17 protein-coding genes are annotated in these 15749 nt (G+C 48.2%); 10 read left to right on the forward strand and 7 right to left on the reverse strand.

Annotated features, from left to right (window positions below; translation table 11 throughout):
- Positions 1–306: 306 nt before the first annotated feature.
- Together ABDD94_RS14960 and ABDD94_RS14965 are read left to right on the forward strand one after the other, a co-directional pair.
- Positions 307–1839 (forward strand): DUF5010 domain-containing protein, encoded by a 1533-nt coding sequence (locus ABDD94_RS14960; protein WP_345952927.1) that lies wholly within the window; start codon positions 307–309, stop codon positions 1837–1839.
- Between the two features lie 746 nt (positions 1840–2585).
- Entirely contained in the window at positions 2586–3686 is a 1101-nt protein-coding gene (locus tag ABDD94_RS14965; RefSeq protein ID WP_345952928.1) for a S1/P1 nuclease, read from the forward strand.
- Positions 3687–3909: 223 nt separating this feature from the next.
- Here the strand turns inward: ABDD94_RS14965 and ABDD94_RS14970 are convergent, their stop codons facing one another.
- Genes ABDD94_RS14970 through ABDD94_RS14985 form a run of 4 tightly spaced genes read right to left on the reverse strand, consistent with a single transcriptional unit; the run spans position 3910 to position 5523 of the window.
- Positions 3910–4143, reverse strand: a complete 234-nt coding sequence (locus ABDD94_RS14970; protein ID WP_345952929.1) for a hypothetical protein — start codon at positions 4141–4143, stop codon at positions 3910–3912.
- A 13-nt stretch (positions 4144–4156) separates the two neighbouring features.
- Complete coding sequence (locus tag ABDD94_RS14975; RefSeq protein WP_345952930.1) at positions 4157–4765, reverse strand: alpha-ketoglutarate-dependent dioxygenase AlkB; 609 nt, start codon at positions 4763–4765, stop codon at positions 4157–4159.
- Between the two features lie 3 nt (positions 4766–4768).
- The gene (locus ABDD94_RS14980) at positions 4769–5263 is read right to left on the reverse strand and encodes a helix-hairpin-helix domain-containing protein (protein WP_345952931.1); all 495 of its coding nucleotides are present in this window, start codon (positions 5261–5263) and stop codon (positions 4769–4771) included.
- The gene (locus ABDD94_RS14985) at positions 5260–5523 is read right to left on the reverse strand and encodes a hypothetical protein (RefSeq protein ID WP_345952932.1); all 264 of its coding nucleotides are present in this window, start codon (positions 5521–5523) and stop codon (positions 5260–5262) included. The genes ABDD94_RS14980 and ABDD94_RS14985 overlap by 4 nt, the downstream gene beginning before the upstream one ends.
- A 90-nt stretch (positions 5524–5613) precedes the next feature.
- On the opposite strand from ABDD94_RS14985, the gene ABDD94_RS14990 reads away from it, so the two are divergent.
- Genes ABDD94_RS14990 through ABDD94_RS15005 form a run of 4 tightly spaced genes read left to right on the forward strand, consistent with a single transcriptional unit; the run spans position 5614 to position 11390 of the window.
- Positions 5614–5958, forward strand: coding sequence for a hypothetical protein (locus tag ABDD94_RS14990; protein ID WP_345952933.1), 345 nt, complete (start codon positions 5614–5616; stop codon positions 5956–5958).
- 11 nt (positions 5959–5969) lie between these two features.
- Positions 5970–6695, forward strand: a complete 726-nt coding sequence (locus tag ABDD94_RS14995; protein WP_345952934.1) for an Error-prone repair protein ImuA — start codon at positions 5970–5972, stop codon at positions 6693–6695.
- The gene (locus ABDD94_RS15000; RefSeq protein WP_345952935.1) at positions 6688–8190 is read left to right on the forward strand and encodes a DNA polymerase Y family protein; all 1503 of its coding nucleotides are present in this window, start codon (positions 6688–6690) and stop codon (positions 8188–8190) included. Before ABDD94_RS14995 ends, ABDD94_RS15000 begins: the two co-directional genes overlap by 8 nt.
- Positions 8187–11390 carry an error-prone DNA polymerase gene (locus ABDD94_RS15005; protein WP_345952936.1) on the forward strand — a complete coding sequence of 1068 codons (3204 nt, stop codon included), beginning with the start codon at positions 8187–8189 and terminating at the stop codon, positions 11388–11390. Before ABDD94_RS15000 ends, ABDD94_RS15005 begins: the two co-directional genes overlap by 4 nt.
- A 4-nt stretch (positions 11391–11394) precedes the next feature.
- Here the strand turns inward: ABDD94_RS15005 and ABDD94_RS15010 are convergent, their stop codons facing one another.
- Together ABDD94_RS15010 and ABDD94_RS15015 are read right to left on the reverse strand one after the other, a co-directional pair.
- Entirely contained in the window at positions 11395–12318 is a 924-nt protein-coding gene (locus tag ABDD94_RS15010) for an SOS response-associated peptidase family protein (protein WP_345952937.1), read from the reverse strand.
- On the reverse strand, positions 12267–12569 hold the full coding sequence (locus tag ABDD94_RS15015) for a hypothetical protein (RefSeq protein WP_345952938.1): 303 nt from the start codon (positions 12567–12569) through the stop codon (positions 12267–12269). The genes ABDD94_RS15010 and ABDD94_RS15015 overlap by 52 nt, the downstream gene beginning before the upstream one ends.
- Before the next feature lie 192 nt (positions 12570–12761).
- On the opposite strand from ABDD94_RS15015, the gene ABDD94_RS15020 reads away from it, so the two are divergent.
- From ABDD94_RS15020 to xseB, 3 genes are all read left to right on the forward strand, one after another.
- Complete coding sequence (locus tag ABDD94_RS15020) at positions 12762–12941, forward strand: hypothetical protein (protein WP_345952939.1); 180 nt, start codon at positions 12762–12764, stop codon at positions 12939–12941.
- 65 nt (positions 12942–13006) lie between these two features.
- On the forward strand, positions 13007–14203 hold the full coding sequence (gene xseA / locus ABDD94_RS15025; protein WP_345952940.1) for an exodeoxyribonuclease VII large subunit: 1197 nt from the start codon (positions 13007–13009) through the stop codon (positions 14201–14203).
- Positions 14178–14405, forward strand: coding sequence for an exodeoxyribonuclease VII small subunit (xseB, locus tag ABDD94_RS15030; RefSeq protein WP_345952941.1), 228 nt, complete (start codon positions 14178–14180; stop codon positions 14403–14405). The genes xseA and xseB overlap by 26 nt, the downstream gene beginning before the upstream one ends.
- 406 nt (positions 14406–14811) lie before the next feature.
- Here xseB and ABDD94_RS15035 read toward each other — a convergent pair whose 3' ends face one another.
- Positions 14812–15237, reverse strand: a complete 426-nt coding sequence (locus ABDD94_RS15035) for a hypothetical protein (protein ID WP_345952942.1) — start codon at positions 15235–15237, stop codon at positions 14812–14814.
- A gap of 230 nt (positions 15238–15467) precedes the next feature.
- Here ABDD94_RS15035 and ABDD94_RS15040 point away from each other — a divergent pair, with 230 nt between their 5' ends.
- The gene (locus ABDD94_RS15040; protein WP_345952943.1) at positions 15468–15668 is read left to right on the forward strand and encodes a hypothetical protein; all 201 of its coding nucleotides are present in this window, start codon (positions 15468–15470) and stop codon (positions 15666–15668) included.
- The last annotated feature ends 81 nt before the right edge of the window (positions 15669–15749 follow it).

Here is a 15749-nt window from a genome sequence, read left to right on the forward strand (position 1 = left end):
TGCAATTAACCGTTAAACACTAATTAAAGGTTAATAAAACATTAACCTTACCTAGCTTAATTAAGATACCATCCATCATTTTGCCCTTATTAATATTTTATTAATTATTAATTATCAACGGCTTGATATACTTGATATACAATAGCGTGGGCACTATCCCCTTACCATGCTATTGAATAACCAATTAAATCATATGATACACTATCGGTATCCTCCCTGACGGATTCAATAACCTCCTATGCCATGATTTCGCTCTGGAGACAGCAAATCCTTTATAAAATGACTTCCAATACCAATTAAATTATTATGAAGAAGAATTATTTAATAGCCCTTGCGGCTGTAGCTTTCTGTGTCAGCTGTAAAAAGAAGGAAACAGCTGATGCCCCGCTGAACGATGTAAAGCTGGAAAACAACAACAAAATAACGGCTATACCTACGCAGTTTATAGGGTCGGTAGTAGGTTTTAATAACACGGTTAGGGCCGGCGGCGGGCCAAGCCCAAGTCCTGCAGGTAATACCATCTACAACCTGCCTTTATACAAATCATCAGCCCTGGAGGCTGACTGGTGGGACAACCTGGTTGAAGAATTTGCCTATAGCGGCATGGACTTTTTTGCAGCCAATTGCCGGGGGTATAGCCCAAATTCTCCAAATGTTGACCATGGTGACCCACGCAAACTTACTAATCTGGTGGCGGCGATGGATCGCAGAGGTCTGGCCGGCAAGTTTAAAGTAGCCGTTTTCGATGACTGCCCATCATCATGGGGTGCCAACCGTAACGTCGATAATGGCTTGGGGTATCAGGCCACTAATCCCAAGTTTGATTGTTCACTGACAGCTAATTACCAATATATCTGGGACTATAATATAAAAACTGCATTTCAAAACATCCCAGACGCTAAGCGTTTTAAATATAACGGCAGGCCGGTGGTTATATTTTGGTCGGTGACAACCAACTGGGCGGTGAACTATGGCAACAGTAATCTCAAAAAGATCCTGCAGTACATCAGAACCCAGTTTAATGCTACCTTTGGTCAAAACCCCTATCTTATTGTAGATAAGTCATGGCTCGACCGGGACCCAACGGTAAACGACCCGGCAGTTATTGATGCCGTTCATAATTGGTTCAACATGGCTAACCCTTACACCAATTATACTTTTAACAATGTAAAAGTTGGTGCCGGAGTTCCGGGATTTAGCGTGGTGCAGGGTTCGACCAATATGTTTATTGATGCGAATCATGGGCAAACACTCCTGAATTTACTTAATAATACCAAAGGCGCAGGCGCTGCATTAACCATTATTGAGGGATTCACCGATTGTGCCGAAAATGCGGCCGTCTTCCGCAGTAAAGATGCAACTTATTATGATTACCCAAACCAGCGTATAAATATCATCCGCAGGTATTCGAACGACCCATATCCGGCAATATTGAAAGTTGAGGCAGAGGGTTGCGATAGCTTTAATGATGTGACTACGGGAAACAGCGGAAATACCTACCGGGAGGGCAACATTGATATAGTAAAAACCAACGATAGCAATGGTGGATGGCACGTAACTGCCGCTCAGGCAAACGAATGGATGGAATGGAAAGAACTTCCGCTTGTGGTAAATAACAAATTCCAGATTAGGTATTCGTCCAACCAGGCGGCAACGGTTAAGTTTAGTGTTGATGGCGTTGACTTGGGAACAATCAACGTCCCTATCACCGGAAATGGTGTTTGGTCTACCCTGGATGCCGGTACCAAATCGTTCGCGTCCAATAGCCTGCATACAGTACGGCTTACTGTAGTTTCCGGCTCGTTAAGTATCAATTACTTTAACAGGCTGGCTATGTAGCACGATTTAACAAATTACAAGCCGGTTAATCAGGGCTTTGCCGGCCTGTAATTTGTTATATGACCAGATTTGCTTGTCGACACCTTGCAGCGGCGGCCTCGTTAGCCGCTAGCCAAGCTTGGGTTTCTGCGCCTGTTTGCACATTTTCCGGTGCGTCTCGTCCGCCCATCTTGACGGCTACCCTGCCTGGTTTGATTGCATTGGAAAAGACATTTAGCCGATGCGGGCAACAGCAGTGCCAGGATCAGGTCATGCAATCTATAATAGGAATAAGCCGCGTAATCACACATCTACGCTTGTTTCAGATAGGGTTCTTCAGGTCGGGATCACTTTAGGTATGCAAGCCAGAGGTCATATAGATGAGTCTCTTTGGCGGATCGATCAGGCCGTTCCGGACATAAGGTACCAGGCTGTTCACGGCAAAGACCGATGGCAGGCCATCCGGTGTGTTACCGTCAGCTTTTCATTCTGCAATGACCGGCGGATCTGCGTTTAATATCGCTTCCGCGTTCGAAGTCGCCGTCATTGCCTCCCGGTCGCGCTTTCCATTGCAAGCATGCAGCACCACTTGGTGCACCTGCTCTATCAGTATTCTGGCTGCCATTTATCCTAATCCATCGGCCAAGCCGGTATTGAATATTATGCGATAAAAAATTAACAAATTGCAAAGCTGGCAGTTCGCGTTTTCACATCTAAAATTCATGGCGAATTCATAAACGTTTACCATCTTGCACCCTGATTAGCTTATGAAAAAATATTCGTTTTTATCAGGCGGCATTGTTTTGGCCGCATTGGGTTTAGTTTCCTGGGGATTTAAAGGTCATCGTGCAGTCGCCACCATCGCGCAGCACCACATTACTTCTAACACCGCTTATACTGTTTCAGCTTACCTAAAAGGGGAACAAATGGATGAAGTTAGTACATGGGCCGATGAGAACCGTGATCCTAAGACCGCACCCTGGCATTATATTAATCTTCCGCTTGGTCTTTCCCGCAATGCCTTTGTCAAAGCGGTACAAGAAAGCGACAACAATGTGTATACCGCCATACTCAAAACTGAAGCGACGCTTAGAGATTTGAACGCATCTACGGAAGCCAAGAACGAGGCCTTAAAGTACCTGATCCACTTGGTTGGTGATGCCCATCAGCCCATGCACGTGAGCCGTAAAGAAGACAAAGGCGGCAATACGATCCAGCTGCGCTTTGACAATAAAGGCACCAACCTCCACAGCTTATGGGACAGTAAACTGATCGACCATGAGGGATTGAGCCAGGAAGATATTGTAAAGAACTATGATACCGCCACCCCAGCCGAGATTAAGAAGTGGGAAGCCGACAGCCCGATCGAATGGTTATGGGAAAGCTATCAGATTACCACCGAACTGTATGCGAATGCCAAACCGGGCCAAAACATTGATGAGGTTTATTACCAGAAATATATAAGGGTGATCCGCAAGCGGATCGATCAGGCAGGTATCCGCCTGGCGGGAGAACTGAACCGGGTTCTGGCAGGTCAAAAAGTAACGGGTATTAAAGTCCCTACCCCCGCTCCCATCCCGGCGAGTGGTACAACTGTGGTCAAACTGGAAGAAATTAAAAATTATACAGGGAAGATCGTGACAGTTAGCGGAAAAGCATTCAGCAGCCGGGACATCGGCAGTATGGTGCTGGTCAACCTCGGTGCAGCCTATCCCAACCAGTTACTGACGCTGGCCATGAAAGGCGAAGCCAAGTCGTTAGGCAGTAGTATTGAAGGCAAAGAAGTAACGATCACCGGGCAGGTCATCGACTATAAAGGCAAACCTGAAATTATCGTTACCGACCCGACATTACTGACTGTTAAATAACTAACTTAAACCAGCAAAACAGGCCTAATCCATTGAATTTAATTAATAAGCTCCGGGCCAATCAACGCCCGGTAGCTTCCTTACTCGCCATGCGCGAACCTATTTAATCAACCACTAATTCAGACCTAAGCAAAACCATGCCTGTGTGCCTCAAATCCAAAGGTGTTGCTTTCGTAACTTTGATCAATTGAAATAGTTAGTTGGTCGACAAGGTATGATGTTCCTAATTACCCGGTCCAAGATAAGGTGCCAGTTGATCGATTTTAGTGAAAGAACGGATACGCTCTAAACGGTTAGCATCCGCATCATAGTAAACTTCCACATAGAAGCTTTCCAGGCTGTAACACTGTATCCAAAGGCCGGCTTCCCTCCGGTCACCCAGAAAGGTCCCTTTCCAGACTGCTTCATACTGCTCAGCCTCGTTCATGGCCAGGAAATCATAATGGGTGATCATCATTGCAAAATAGGGATTATTTGACTACACGAAAAGTTAAGTTCACCCTTGGCCGCATTGGCCTCGTGGATTTAGCGATCCGGTGCTCCCAATTTTCCTGTAGTCCCGCTTTCATCAACAAAAAGGAACCGTGTTCCAGTTTAACCGAATAGTGTTCTTTATGATCTTGTTTATTACGGATATCAAAATTACGTACCTGACCGAAGGAAACCGATGCGATGACCGGGTTCCTGCCCAGTATCTCTTCTTTATCACTGTGCCAGGCGACAGAATCATTACCATCCCGGTAATAATTCAGCAGCACACTGTTGAACTGAACACCAGCAAGCGGTTCAACCAGATCCTTAATCATCAGTAACTCCGGTGTCCAGGTCAAAGGTGTATTCTTTTTAAGGGACTGGTAATCATAAGCCTGCGGATCACCGTACCAAGCGGTAAGACGCGGGGTGACTACTTCTTTCGTGTACATGATCCGCGTCTGTTGCTGCCACGGCGTTTCTTTAATGAACCTTTCTAAAAGCTGCTGTCCGGTGAACTGCTCAATCAGCTTTGGAAAGTATTCCAGGTATTCTTTGGGCAGCCCTTTACTTTGACCGGCTTCTGCAAATAATGCCAGTTGTTCCATCGTTTATCCTTTCAAATGTGCTTTGGCCTTCGGATATTTCTCCGTTTCATACCAGGCGGTTACCGGCCGGTCTGGCAGAAAGCCGAACTCTGCGCGGTAAGCTTTACGCTCCTTCGTGAAATCCCACCAGTGTTTGGTATCATCCCGATGCTCAATATAGTGGACCAGCAGCCGGTAAGAATCTTCCACGCAAGGATCTGCCCAGCAACCGCAGTGTTTTTCATAGGCGTCAAATAATTCAACAGCACTCTTGCCTTTCATTTGATCCAGTGAGAAATATCCCTGGTCGATCAGCTCCTTCGCAAAACCGATCCCAAGTGACGGGATACTTTGAAATTCAGCCAGTGCAACCAATTCCCTGGCCCGATCCGCTGAAGCGTTCAACAGGGACGCGATCTCATCGGGAGCATAGTCGCGTAATGCTTTCAGGCTTATTTTCCGTTCCCTCAGTTGTTGCTTTTCAACAGCGGTCAGCCCAAGTTCAATATTCTTTTTCATAAGATACTTCTGATCAGATCGTTCATTTCCTTGTGGCTGCCGCTGATAAACCCGGCTACTTCTTCCTGTTCCTTAATGTTCAGTGCTGTGCCAGCATAGATCCAGTTACCGTTGGCATCAAATAAAATGCGTCCTGCATTCCGCTCTTGTAAAGCGTCATAGAGCTGGTAACCCTCTCCGCAATCCGGAAAAATGTGGATCCATCTCTCTGCACTGGTTTTGAACGTTTCTGGCTTTTCCTGGAACAACTTGCTTTTCATTAAAACAAATGTGGAGAAAAAAATGTAAAAAAGAGCATAATATTGCTAAAAATATTAGCATAGATTTGTAGTTCCAAAAATCTGACAGCCATGGTACCATTTAATTTAGAATTCGAGTTTGAGGAGGGTCATGTGGCCGGCACTGCCGAACAACTGGATCAACTCACTGATACAGTAGGCTTTATGCGTTATCAAGTAACTGCCGGTGAACGGCGGTCGGTCATTTGTATAAACATGGAAGAGGAGTCGCCGACGCCTGTGGCTTCACGGGATGCAGAAAATCATTATGAAGCTGTCCATTATCCGGAACAGTTGTCCAGTTTCAGTGAAGACGAGGTTTTCACTCCCGAAGAAGTCAGCATGATCGCTGCGGAGATTAAAGTATACAACCAGACCCGCAGCCCGAAATTCGACCAGATGCACCTCGACTTTTAAGAATGGCAACAATGAAAGCAACCAAAGAAGAGATTGTCAGCAAACTCCGGCAGGATATGCTCCGCTGGGAAGGTTTCCGCCCTCCTAAACCCGGCGCTAACAACGATCTGGGGCTGGGACCGGTAGCTGCCTCTTTTCCCGATGGCGTATTCCCGACAGGTGCCATTCATGAGTTTATCAGCTGTAGACCGGAAGATACCGCAGCTACGGGCGGCTTTATCGCGGGGCTGGTTCAAAAGCTATTGCTAAGCGGAGGAGCCTGTTTATGGATCAGTTATACGCGGCGGATTTATCCGCCTGCGCTCAAACTGTTTGGTGTTGATCCGGACCGGGTGATCTTTATCGATGTGCCTTTGCAGAAAGATGTGCTTTGGGTGACCGAGGAGGCCTTGAAATGCGAGGGTGTTGCCACCGTGATCTGTGAGAGCAAAGACCTAAGCTTTACGGAATCACAGCGTTTGCAACTGGCGGTAGAGAAAAGTCATGTGACCGGGTTTGTGCTACGAAAGGATGTTAAAAAAGTGAACACGACCGCCTGCGTAACACGCTGGCAGATCAGCCCGGTGCGCAGCCAGCTCAGATCCGGCATGCCCGGTGTCGGCCATCCGCGCTGGCAGGTTGAATTGCTTAAAGTCAGGAACGGCAAACCCGGGAACTGGATCATTGAGTGGAAAAAGCTTAGTTTCCGAACTGTCATTATACCTGAACTAACCGAAGCATCCCGCCGTTATGCCTAAGCGTTTTGCATCCATATGGTTCCGCCGTTTGCTCACAGACCAGAAGGCAATCCGCCAGCCTGAACTGAAAGGGAAAGCGTACGTCTTTGCCGAACCGGATCACGGAAGGATGCTCATCACCGCATTAACAGATGAAGCCCGCAAATACGGGGTTACCGAAGGCATGACCGTTGCGGACGCAAGGGTGATTGCGCCAGACCTGCTGGTCTTCGAAGGAAAACCGGGACGGAATCTAAAGTTGCTGACCGGCCTTGCGGAATGGTGCCTGCGCTATACACCGCTCGTCCAGCTTGATCCTCCTGACGGCTTACTGCTAGATGTGACAGGCTGTACCCATTTGAAAGGAGGCGAAAAAGCCTATTTACAGGAGATCGTATCGCGGTTAAAAACGGCAGGTTACGACATTCGGCCGGCTATTGCGGATACTATAGGTGCGGCCTGGGGCGTCGCCCGCTGTGCGACCTCCGGTCTCATCGTTGGGGAAGGTGCACATCGGAATGCGCTAATGCCTTTGCCGCCTTATGCGCTCCGGTTGCCCGCTGACCTGCTGATCAAGTTACGCAACTTGGGGCTGCACCAGATCAGCAGTTTCATCTATATGCCTGATTCCATACTGCGGCGGCGCTTCGGAAAGAATATGATATTACGTTTACATCAGGCACTCGGTCAGGAAACGGAACATTTGTTCCCGCTCAAAGAACCTGTTCCCTATACAGAACAGCTTCCTTGCCTCGAACCCATCAAAACAAGACCGGCGATCGAGATTGCCCTGAATGATTTGCTCGAAAGATTATGTAAGCGCCTTTACGGTGAGGGCCTGGGGCTTCGGTCCGCTATGTTGACCTGGTACCGGATTGACGGAAAGAACGGGAATATTAAAATCGGGACCAATCATGCCAGTAACCGCGTCCAGCACCTGTTCAAATTATTTTCTATCAAGCTGGATACGATCGCCCCGGGGATGGGTATTGAAATGTTTATTTTGGATGCGCTTAAAACCGAGTCCGTCAGCGACAGGCAAAGTGAGATCTGGTCTTCGAAGGGCGGAGCGGACAGTGAAGAAGTGGCTGAACTACTCGACCGGGTTGCCGGACGGATTGGCAGTGCATCTATCCAGCGGTATCTGCCCGGTGAACATTACTGGCCGGAACGCACACCGAAACCTGATCCGGATATTGAAAAAGCGCCGGAAAGCGAATGGCGCACGGATAAACCGCGCCCTATTCAAATACTCGATCATCCCGAACCGATCACCGCCATGGCGCTGACTCCTGATTATCCGCCCAAACTCTTTATCTGGAAAGGTGAGCAGCATGTTATCGTCGGTGCGGATGGACCTGAGCGTATCGAACGAGAATGGTGGATAGAGCCGGGTGAACATCGCGATTACTACATTGCTGAAGATGAAGCCGGACGCCGTTACTGGCTTTTCCGTTCCGGCCATTACGATGCGGAAAATAACCAGCACTGGTATTTACATGGCTTTTTCGCATGAGTTACGTCGAGTTACAGCTGACCAGCAATTTCAGCTTCCGGCGGGGCGGCAGCCATCCGGAGGAACTCGTCGACCAAGCGGCCGACCTGGGCTATACGGCCATTGGCATTACCGACCGCAATACTTTTGCCGGTGTGGTCCGTGCATATCAGGTGGCTAAAGACCGTAACATCAGGTTAATCCCCGGGGTACGCCTGGACCTGCTCGACGGTCCCAGCTTATTAGCCTATCCGACTGACAAGGAAGCCTACGGCCGGCTTTCTGCCTTATTGACGCTCGGTAATCTTCGTGCTGAAAAGGAAAAATGCTTTATCTCCAAAAAAGATGTCTACCAGCATGCGGAAGGCAGTTATTTTATCATCATACCACCGGATAAACTTACCCAGGATTTCGAATTTGAGTTCGTTTTTCAAAATCATGTACGCGATTACCAGCAGTACCTGCCTAACCTATATCTGGCCGCTACCAAATACTATACCGGTGATGATGCCAAGCGCCTGTTCTTGTTAGCAGAGTTAGGCGTGCCGCTGGTGGCCACTAATGATGTTCACTATCATAACGTATCCCGACGTGAACTGCAGGATATCCTGACCTGCATCCGAGAGAAGTGCACGATCTTTCATGCAGGCTATAAGCTGCATCAGAATGCGGAACGGCACCTCAAGGAAAAATCAGAGATGGAGCGCTTGTTCCGCAACTATCCCGAAGCGATCGCAAATTCACAGGTTATTGCGGATGCCTGTCAGTTCGACCTGCGCTCACTGAAATATAAATATCCCAGTGAACTCACGACAGACGGCCGTACCCCTCAGCAGCAACTGGAATACCTGACGTGGAAACGTGCGAAAAGCTTTTACCATAATAGCATACCGCCGAAAGTCGAAAAAGCAATTGAAGACGAACTGGAGATCATTGCGGAACTGGATGTGCCCGATTATTTTCTGACCGTAGAGGACTATGTGACCTGGGCACGCGGGCAAGGCATCCTTTGCCAGGGCCGCGGTTCAGCCGCTAATTCCGCTGTCTGCTTCGTATTGGGTATCACTTCTGTCGCCCCCGACAAATCCAATCTGTTGTTTGCCCGCTTCCTTTCTAAGGAACGCAATGAGCCGCCAGACATCGATGTGGACTTTGAGCATGAGCGGCGGGAAGAGGTGATCCAGTACGTTTACAACCGCTTTGGCCGCGACCGTGCGGCGATCCTGCCGACGGTTTTTATGCTGCATTATAAAGGGGCTGTAAACGACGTTTCCCGCGCCATGGGACTATCGGTGGATACTACTAAAACGCTGTCCGACGCTTTTGGCGTGCTTAGCGATGAGGAGATCACAGCCGATCAGATCAGTAAGCTAGGGCTTAATCCCAAGGACCCGCACCTGCTGAAAGTGATCGAACTGACCTCCCAACTGATCGGCTTTCCCCGCCAGTTGGGGCAGCATACCGGGGGCTTTGTCATCACCGATGGTAAGCTCAGCGATCTGTGCCCAATCTTTCACGCCCGGATGGAAAACCGTACGAATATCGAATGGAACAAGGATGATATTGATGCGCTTGGTTTCATGAAGGTCGATGTTTTGGGTTTAGGGATGCTCACTTGTATCCGCAAGGCTTTCGACCTGGTACAAAGCCATTATGGAAAAACGCTCACCTTAGCTAATATCCCACAGGATGACCCAAAGGTTTATGAAATGATCACGGAAGCCGACACGCTCGGTGTTTTCCAGATTGAGAGTCGGGCGCAGATGTCCATGTTGCCCAGAATGAAACCCAGTTGCTTTTATGACCTGGTAATCGAGGTAGCCATAGTCCGGCCGGGACCGATCCAAGGCGATATGGTACATCCCTATATCCGGCGAAGGAATGGGGAGGAAGCCGTGGAATATCCTTCCGAAGAGATTCGCTCAATTTTGGAGCGCACCCTGGGTGTTCCATTGTTCCAGGAACAGGCCATGGAGCTGGCTATCGTTGCCGCCGGTTTTACCCCGGGCGAGGCCGATCTGCTGCGCCGTACCATGGCGACCTTTAAGTTTAACGGGATGGTCAGCAAGTTTGAGCACAAACTAATCAACGGGATGACGTCCCGGGGTTATACTGAAGAATATGCACGCCGCATTTTCAAACAGCTGGAAGGATTTGGCAGTTATGGCTTTCCCGAAAGTCATGCCGCCAGTTTTGCCTTACTGGTCTATGTATCCTGCTGGCTGAAATTTTATTATCCGGATGTATTTGCTACTGCACTGCTTAATAGTCAGCCCATGGGATTCTACCGTCCGGCACAGATCGTGCGGAATGCCGAGGAACGCGGCGTTAAGATGCTGCCTATCGATGTGAATTGTTCACAATGGGATAATACGCTGGAAACAAAACAGGGCAGGTATTTTGCGATACGCCGGGGCTTCCGGGAAATCACCGGTATTCGCCAGGAAGAAATGAAAAAACTGATCGCGTGCCGGATTAAGCCTTATACCGAACCGCACCAGATCTGTGATGCCGGTGTGAGCGTAGCCACCATGGAAATGCTGGCAAATGCCGATACTTTCCGCTCTATGGATCTTGACCGCAGGCGTGCACTCTGGGAAGTTTCCGCCCTCCATGACCGGCCTGTTCAATTAATGAAGGGTCAGCCATCTGAAAGCCTGCATGAACCTGAAGTCAATTTACCGGAGTTGAGGCTTTCCGAACATGTGGTACAGGACTATGCAACGACCGGACTTTCCATCAAAGGTCACCCGCTAAACTTTATCCGGCATACCCTTGACCTGCTCCGCATAGTTCCTGCAAAAGAAGCTAACCAGACCGAGAATAAAACGTTGATCAAAACCGCCGGCCTGATTCTGATCCGCCAGCGGCCTGGCACCGCAAAAGGTGTTTGCTTCATTACCCTGGAAGATGAGACTGGCACGACCAACCTGGTCGTTTTTCCAAAGGTGTATGATCAATACCGCAAAGAGATCCTTCGTGCGCGTCTGCTGATGGTCGAAGGTGTTGTGGAACGGACGGAGGTTACGCACATTATTGTGCGCAGAATATTTGATGTTACCAAATTACTGGGTGATCTGACGGCTATCCGAAACGAGCAGCAACCGGTCCTGACACTTTCACGGGCTGACGAAAAAGCCTCACCTTTCATTCCCATGGAGAAGCCGCTGAAAACGCAGCAGCCTGAGGAAAGCTTTCACAAGGGAAGGAATTTCAAATAAACTTTTAACTGAAAAGATCACCCTGTTTAATACTGGGCGGATAATAAGTTCTGACAGTTTCGTCAACAACGACCATTTCTTCTTGTTCTTGCCCTACTGGCTCCAGGTCTGCCGGCCAATAATTGAATTGTAATTCTTCGGTATCAACATATCGCGTATCTATTGCTGACAACTCAGGGTACTCGAGTGGCGTAGCTTCCAGCGCGGTTCGGTAATTACGGTCAACCGTACAAAAATCCAGTAACCTGGAAGGTATCTGTGTCCGGGTTATCTGTAAAAGTCGTTCCTCACTTGGTTTTTCCATCAGCCACTCCCAGGCCAGGTCCTCCGTTAAAATGGAAGGCATGCGTTTTTTGGAATTATGGATCTGCGACATCACATAGTTAGAATCAGTAATACCGAAAGCAACCGTCATCACAAATTGGCTGGTTTCCGGATCTAACCATTCGTTATACAACCCGGGCAAGAAAAAATACTCATGATCTTTCAAAGTGATCTGGTAAGGATATTTGATCATTTCTTTTAGCTCCTGCCCTTTCTTACCGATCTTGGGAATGTGTCTTGATTCGACGATACCGGTTGATAAGACCAGGCAACGACGGTTCTTGGCGGCATCAGCCCACATAGAGCGATTGCCATCCTCTTTCACGAAAAGGTTTTCCGACTTAAAATTGAGCGTGGTGTATTTCGCGCGGAAGATATTGGCTTCGGTCCTGGTCTTTACAAAGCCGGGTACATAACCCCATTCGGCCTGTACGATATCGAAATCTTTACCATCGGCTGAGGGGATCAGGATCGCGCAAGGTGCGTAATTGAAACCATTATGTACGCCGACGTTCAGAAAATTATATTTTTTGATCGCTTTCTCGATGCCTTTTAACCGAATAGATTCGGCGCGGGTAACTTTTTGTCCGTTGTAGTAGCACATAACTGGTTCCTCCTGTATTCACGAATATAAGCAGCAATTACCTTGCCTGCAAATTCCGCTTCCTCCTGGCGGCCCTCTGGAACTGATGTCCAGAACTTTTCGCCATCCTTGTTCTCAGCAACCGTAATATTTAACGGCGGATGATTTCCGGGTTGAATAACATGAAAGACCTTAGCGGATTTAATTATGTGAACGCTTACACTAACCATCTGTCCGTTCAACTCAACATTAAATAAATTGGGATCATTCATTAAAGCAAAATTACTAAATTAATTAGTAAATAATACATATTATTACAATCGGCATCATGGTGAGATAAAGCTGTCCGATGACCATTTTTAAGATTCAGGGGCTGCATCCTAATGTATTGATTAACGGGGTCAAGCTATGTTCTATGGAAAAAAATTAGGGATAAGTACAATATGTAACTACTTTTATCCCTTATGAGCTCAGCCGGCAACACCTCTCCCATCACCTTATCAGAACTTGCCGGGCTGTTCAGGGAGGTCGTTGACCAGGCACTGGGCAAGCAGTCTTTCTGGGTGATTGGGGATGTGGCTAATCATAACCAGAAAAATGGACGTCATTATTTTGACATGATCGAGAAGGATCGGCCGGTATAGCCATCATTGCCAAACTGCCTACGCGTGCCTGGGCGGAGGGCGCTCAAAAGATCAGCGGTTTTGGAATGGCGACCGGGCAAGCTTTTACAAATGGGCTGAAGGTGTTAAGCCTGGTAAACATCTCTTACAATCCGGTTTACGGCTTACAACTCACGTTGCTGGATGTGGATCCGAATTTCACTTTGGGCGTGTTGGAGAAGCAGCGAATAGACACGCTCCTTCGATTGGTCGCAGAAAACCCACAGCATGTACGGTTACAGGACGGCTTTTATGTGACTTTTAATCAGGGACTCCCTTTACCGAAGGTCATTCAGCGCATTGCGGTCATTTCCTCTAATATCTCTGCAGGCCTGGAAGATTTTCAGCATACTTTGGACCATAATGGCTTCGGGTACCGGTTTAAGGCAGATATTTATTATTCTTATGTCCAGGGGGAAACCAATGCACAATCCATCGTAGACCAGTTCATTGCCATCTATAAATCGGAAATCACCTACGATGCGGTCGTGCTCATCCGCGGCGGCGGTTCACAAACAGACCTGCTGATCTTCGAGCAATATGGTATTGCCCGGGCAATCGCCCGGTTCCCGATACCAGTCCTGACCGGTATCGGTCATCAGAAAAATGAGACGATCGCGGATTTGATGGGCCATACTGCACTCAAAACACCGACCAAGGTTGCTGAATATCTGGTGGCCCACAACAGGGCTTTTGCAGACGGGTTGCTTTCGCTGGAAAAGAGCATCCTGATTAAAACGCAGCAGTTACTGGCGCGGCACCACCACTTATTATCAGCCAGGAAGTTTGAGATCAGCATGATCTGTGAAACGTATTTAAACCACCACAAGCGGCGGCTTCAGGAAAAGAGCCAGGGCATCAAGCGGCTGGGTCAATCGCTGCTGATGGCTCAACAACACCGGCTTCGCCTGTTAAGCAGCGGGATAACCGGCCGCGCACAGCTGGTTTTGTATGGGCACCAACGGGATCTGAAGCAGCAACGCACAGAGATTACACAGCAGGCCAGAGGTTACCTGGAAGATCAGGTAACACGCCTGGCGCGTTACCAGTCGGAACTGGAACTGATATCCCCGGAACGCCTGCTCAGCAGAGGGTTTGCCTTGATCAAAAAAGGAGGAAAGATCATTGGCCGGGGTGATCAGTTAGCGCAGGGTAATGAAATAGCTATTATATTAGCCGATCGCGAAATTAAGGCGACAGTAGACGAAATCAGAAATTATGACGGAGAAGAGTTTAACCTATGATGAGGCATTCCAGGAACTGGACGAAATTCATAGCTCGCTGGTGAACGGGGAAATTCCGGTAGATGTGCTGGCTGAAAAGCTGAAGCGTACGGCATTTCTGGTGAATTACTGCAAAGACAAGCTGCAAAGTGCCGACCGTGATGTCAGTGCGATCATTGGTGAAATGGAACAGGATAACGGAAAAACCAACACAAACTTATAACGGCAACCTGATTACCGTAACGCTGTCCACTAAAGAAGTTGCCCCACACGGAGTATCATCCCGTTAACTGCGGTCGTCTACAGGCGATCCTATTATGCCGACTGACGAGTTTTTGACCTGAGAGGGCATCTCCCCTACCGGAGATTTGCGAACAGTGATCAGGTAAAATACTAGTCAAAAACAGCCCGCCCCGGTTATATTGCACAGGAATACCCGTGCTATCCAAAAGTGGTTTTTACCGATCCGGTACCGGTTTGGTCCTAATCTGGAAGTAACCTTCCATTAAAAAGCCTTCCCGCACTCGCTGCAGGAAGGCTTCAACCTAAACCTTATCACAATTAGCAGGCTAAGTGGCCTGCCTTTACAAATTACGTAAAAATCAGGAATACAGATGGTCTTCAGCGCGTCATCTCATCGGGCAACGCATATTTAAACGTTTTACGGAACGAACCGCTGTTAATTTAAGCCTCCCTTTAAGCGTAGACAAGGTCCCACCGATCTTCTTGATCATTTCAGGCAGCGTTGATCCGGGTTCATAACGAACAAGAACAGCGGCGATGTCCACCTTATAACCGGAACGGATTTCTTTTAATGCGAAAAGTATTTTTTCCTCTATGCTAGCTGCAGGATCATAGCCGGGATAGGACTGCACCTCCACGGAGCTTACGGTGAGGCCATTGGATATTTTTTCTTCAGGAATCGGGTACCCGCAAGGATGACACAGGCCGTTAAAGGACGTGATGATGTTTTCCAGTTTCGTAATTTCTACCTGATGGGTATGAATTCTTTCTTTCAGGTATCGGATCAGATAATGCTCGGTGGTTTCAGACATTATTAATGCGTCAAAGTTGTAAAGAGTTCGCCGAATTTCAGGCGAACGGGAATAAGAACCATCATTCCGGAATCAGTTAACAATTGAGGCCGGTGTCATGGTGTTGAGCCCGGTTGGCTGTAACGATGTTAGGCGGAATTGTCTTTTTTTGTGGCTGGACGATAGCTGCCAGCCATGATAGAATAGGATAATCTTCGAGAATACGAGGCAGGCCTTAAGATCAGGTCTGAATGAGCGGCAGGCGCATTGCCTTAACGGTAGCGACTGCGTGGCTGCGCGCGCATATAGTCGCGGAACATCGCCTGTTCCAGGTGTTTTTTAGAAGCCTCCCGTTTGATCCGGCAATGGTAGCGCCAAAAGAACAATGCCCATACGGCAAGGACTACGCCGTAACATGGCCATGGGTTTCCCTTACCCAGGGTACCCCATAGGGCAAGTGTGGAAATAATGAACGTAGCGACCAAGTGCAGGAATGTTTTCATAACGTTTAGTACTTAAATTTACTAATTTTT

The organism is Mucilaginibacter sp. PAMB04168, assembly GCF_039634365.2.
Classification (GTDB): Bacteria; Bacteroidota; Bacteroidia; order Sphingobacteriales; family Sphingobacteriaceae; genus Mucilaginibacter.

Excerpts from the sequence above, each read along its gene's own strand:
- ABDD94_RS14960 (WP_345952927.1), top strand. The coding sequence starts at position 307 with ATGAAGAAGAATTATTTAATAGCCCTTGCGGCTGTAGCTTTCTGTGTC.
- ABDD94_RS14965 (WP_345952928.1), top strand. The coding sequence starts at position 2,586 with ATGAAAAAATATTCGTTTTTATCAGGCGGCATTGTTTTGGCCGCATTG.
- ABDD94_RS14970 (WP_345952929.1), bottom strand. The coding sequence starts at position 4,143 with ATGATGATCACCCATTATGATTTCCTGGCCATGAACGAGGCTGAGCAG.
- ABDD94_RS14975 (WP_345952930.1), bottom strand. The coding sequence starts at position 4,765 with ATGGAACAACTGGCATTATTTGCAGAAGCCGGTCAAAGTAAAGGGCTG.
- ABDD94_RS14980 (WP_345952931.1), bottom strand. The coding sequence starts at position 5,263 with ATGAAAAAGAATATTGAACTTGGGCTGACCGCTGTTGAAAAGCAACAA.
- ABDD94_RS14985 (WP_345952932.1), bottom strand. The coding sequence starts at position 5,523 with ATGAAAAGCAAGTTGTTCCAGGAAAAGCCAGAAACGTTCAAAACCAGT.
- ABDD94_RS14990 (WP_345952933.1), top strand. The coding sequence starts at position 5,614 with ATGGTACCATTTAATTTAGAATTCGAGTTTGAGGAGGGTCATGTGGCC.
- ABDD94_RS14995 (WP_345952934.1), top strand. The coding sequence starts at position 5,970 with ATGAAAGCAACCAAAGAAGAGATTGTCAGCAAACTCCGGCAGGATATG.
- ABDD94_RS15000 (WP_345952935.1), top strand. The coding sequence starts at position 6,688 with ATGCCTAAGCGTTTTGCATCCATATGGTTCCGCCGTTTGCTCACAGAC.
- ABDD94_RS15005 (WP_345952936.1), top strand. The coding sequence starts at position 8,187 with ATGAGTTACGTCGAGTTACAGCTGACCAGCAATTTCAGCTTCCGGCGG.
- ABDD94_RS15010 (WP_345952937.1), bottom strand. The coding sequence starts at position 12,318 with ATGTGCTACTACAACGGACAAAAAGTTACCCGCGCCGAATCTATTCGG.
- ABDD94_RS15015 (WP_345952938.1), bottom strand. The coding sequence starts at position 12,569 with ATGAATGATCCCAATTTATTTAATGTTGAGTTGAACGGACAGATGGTT.
- ABDD94_RS15020 (WP_345952939.1), top strand. The coding sequence starts at position 12,762 with ATGAGCTCAGCCGGCAACACCTCTCCCATCACCTTATCAGAACTTGCC.
- xseA (WP_345952940.1), top strand. The coding sequence starts at position 13,007 with ATGGCGACCGGGCAAGCTTTTACAAATGGGCTGAAGGTGTTAAGCCTG.
- xseB (WP_345952941.1), top strand. The coding sequence starts at position 14,178 with ATGACGGAGAAGAGTTTAACCTATGATGAGGCATTCCAGGAACTGGAC.
- ABDD94_RS15035 (WP_345952942.1), bottom strand. The coding sequence starts at position 15,237 with ATGTCTGAAACCACCGAGCATTATCTGATCCGATACCTGAAAGAAAGA.
- ABDD94_RS15040 (WP_345952943.1), top strand. The coding sequence starts at position 15,468 with ATGAGCGGCAGGCGCATTGCCTTAACGGTAGCGACTGCGTGGCTGCGC.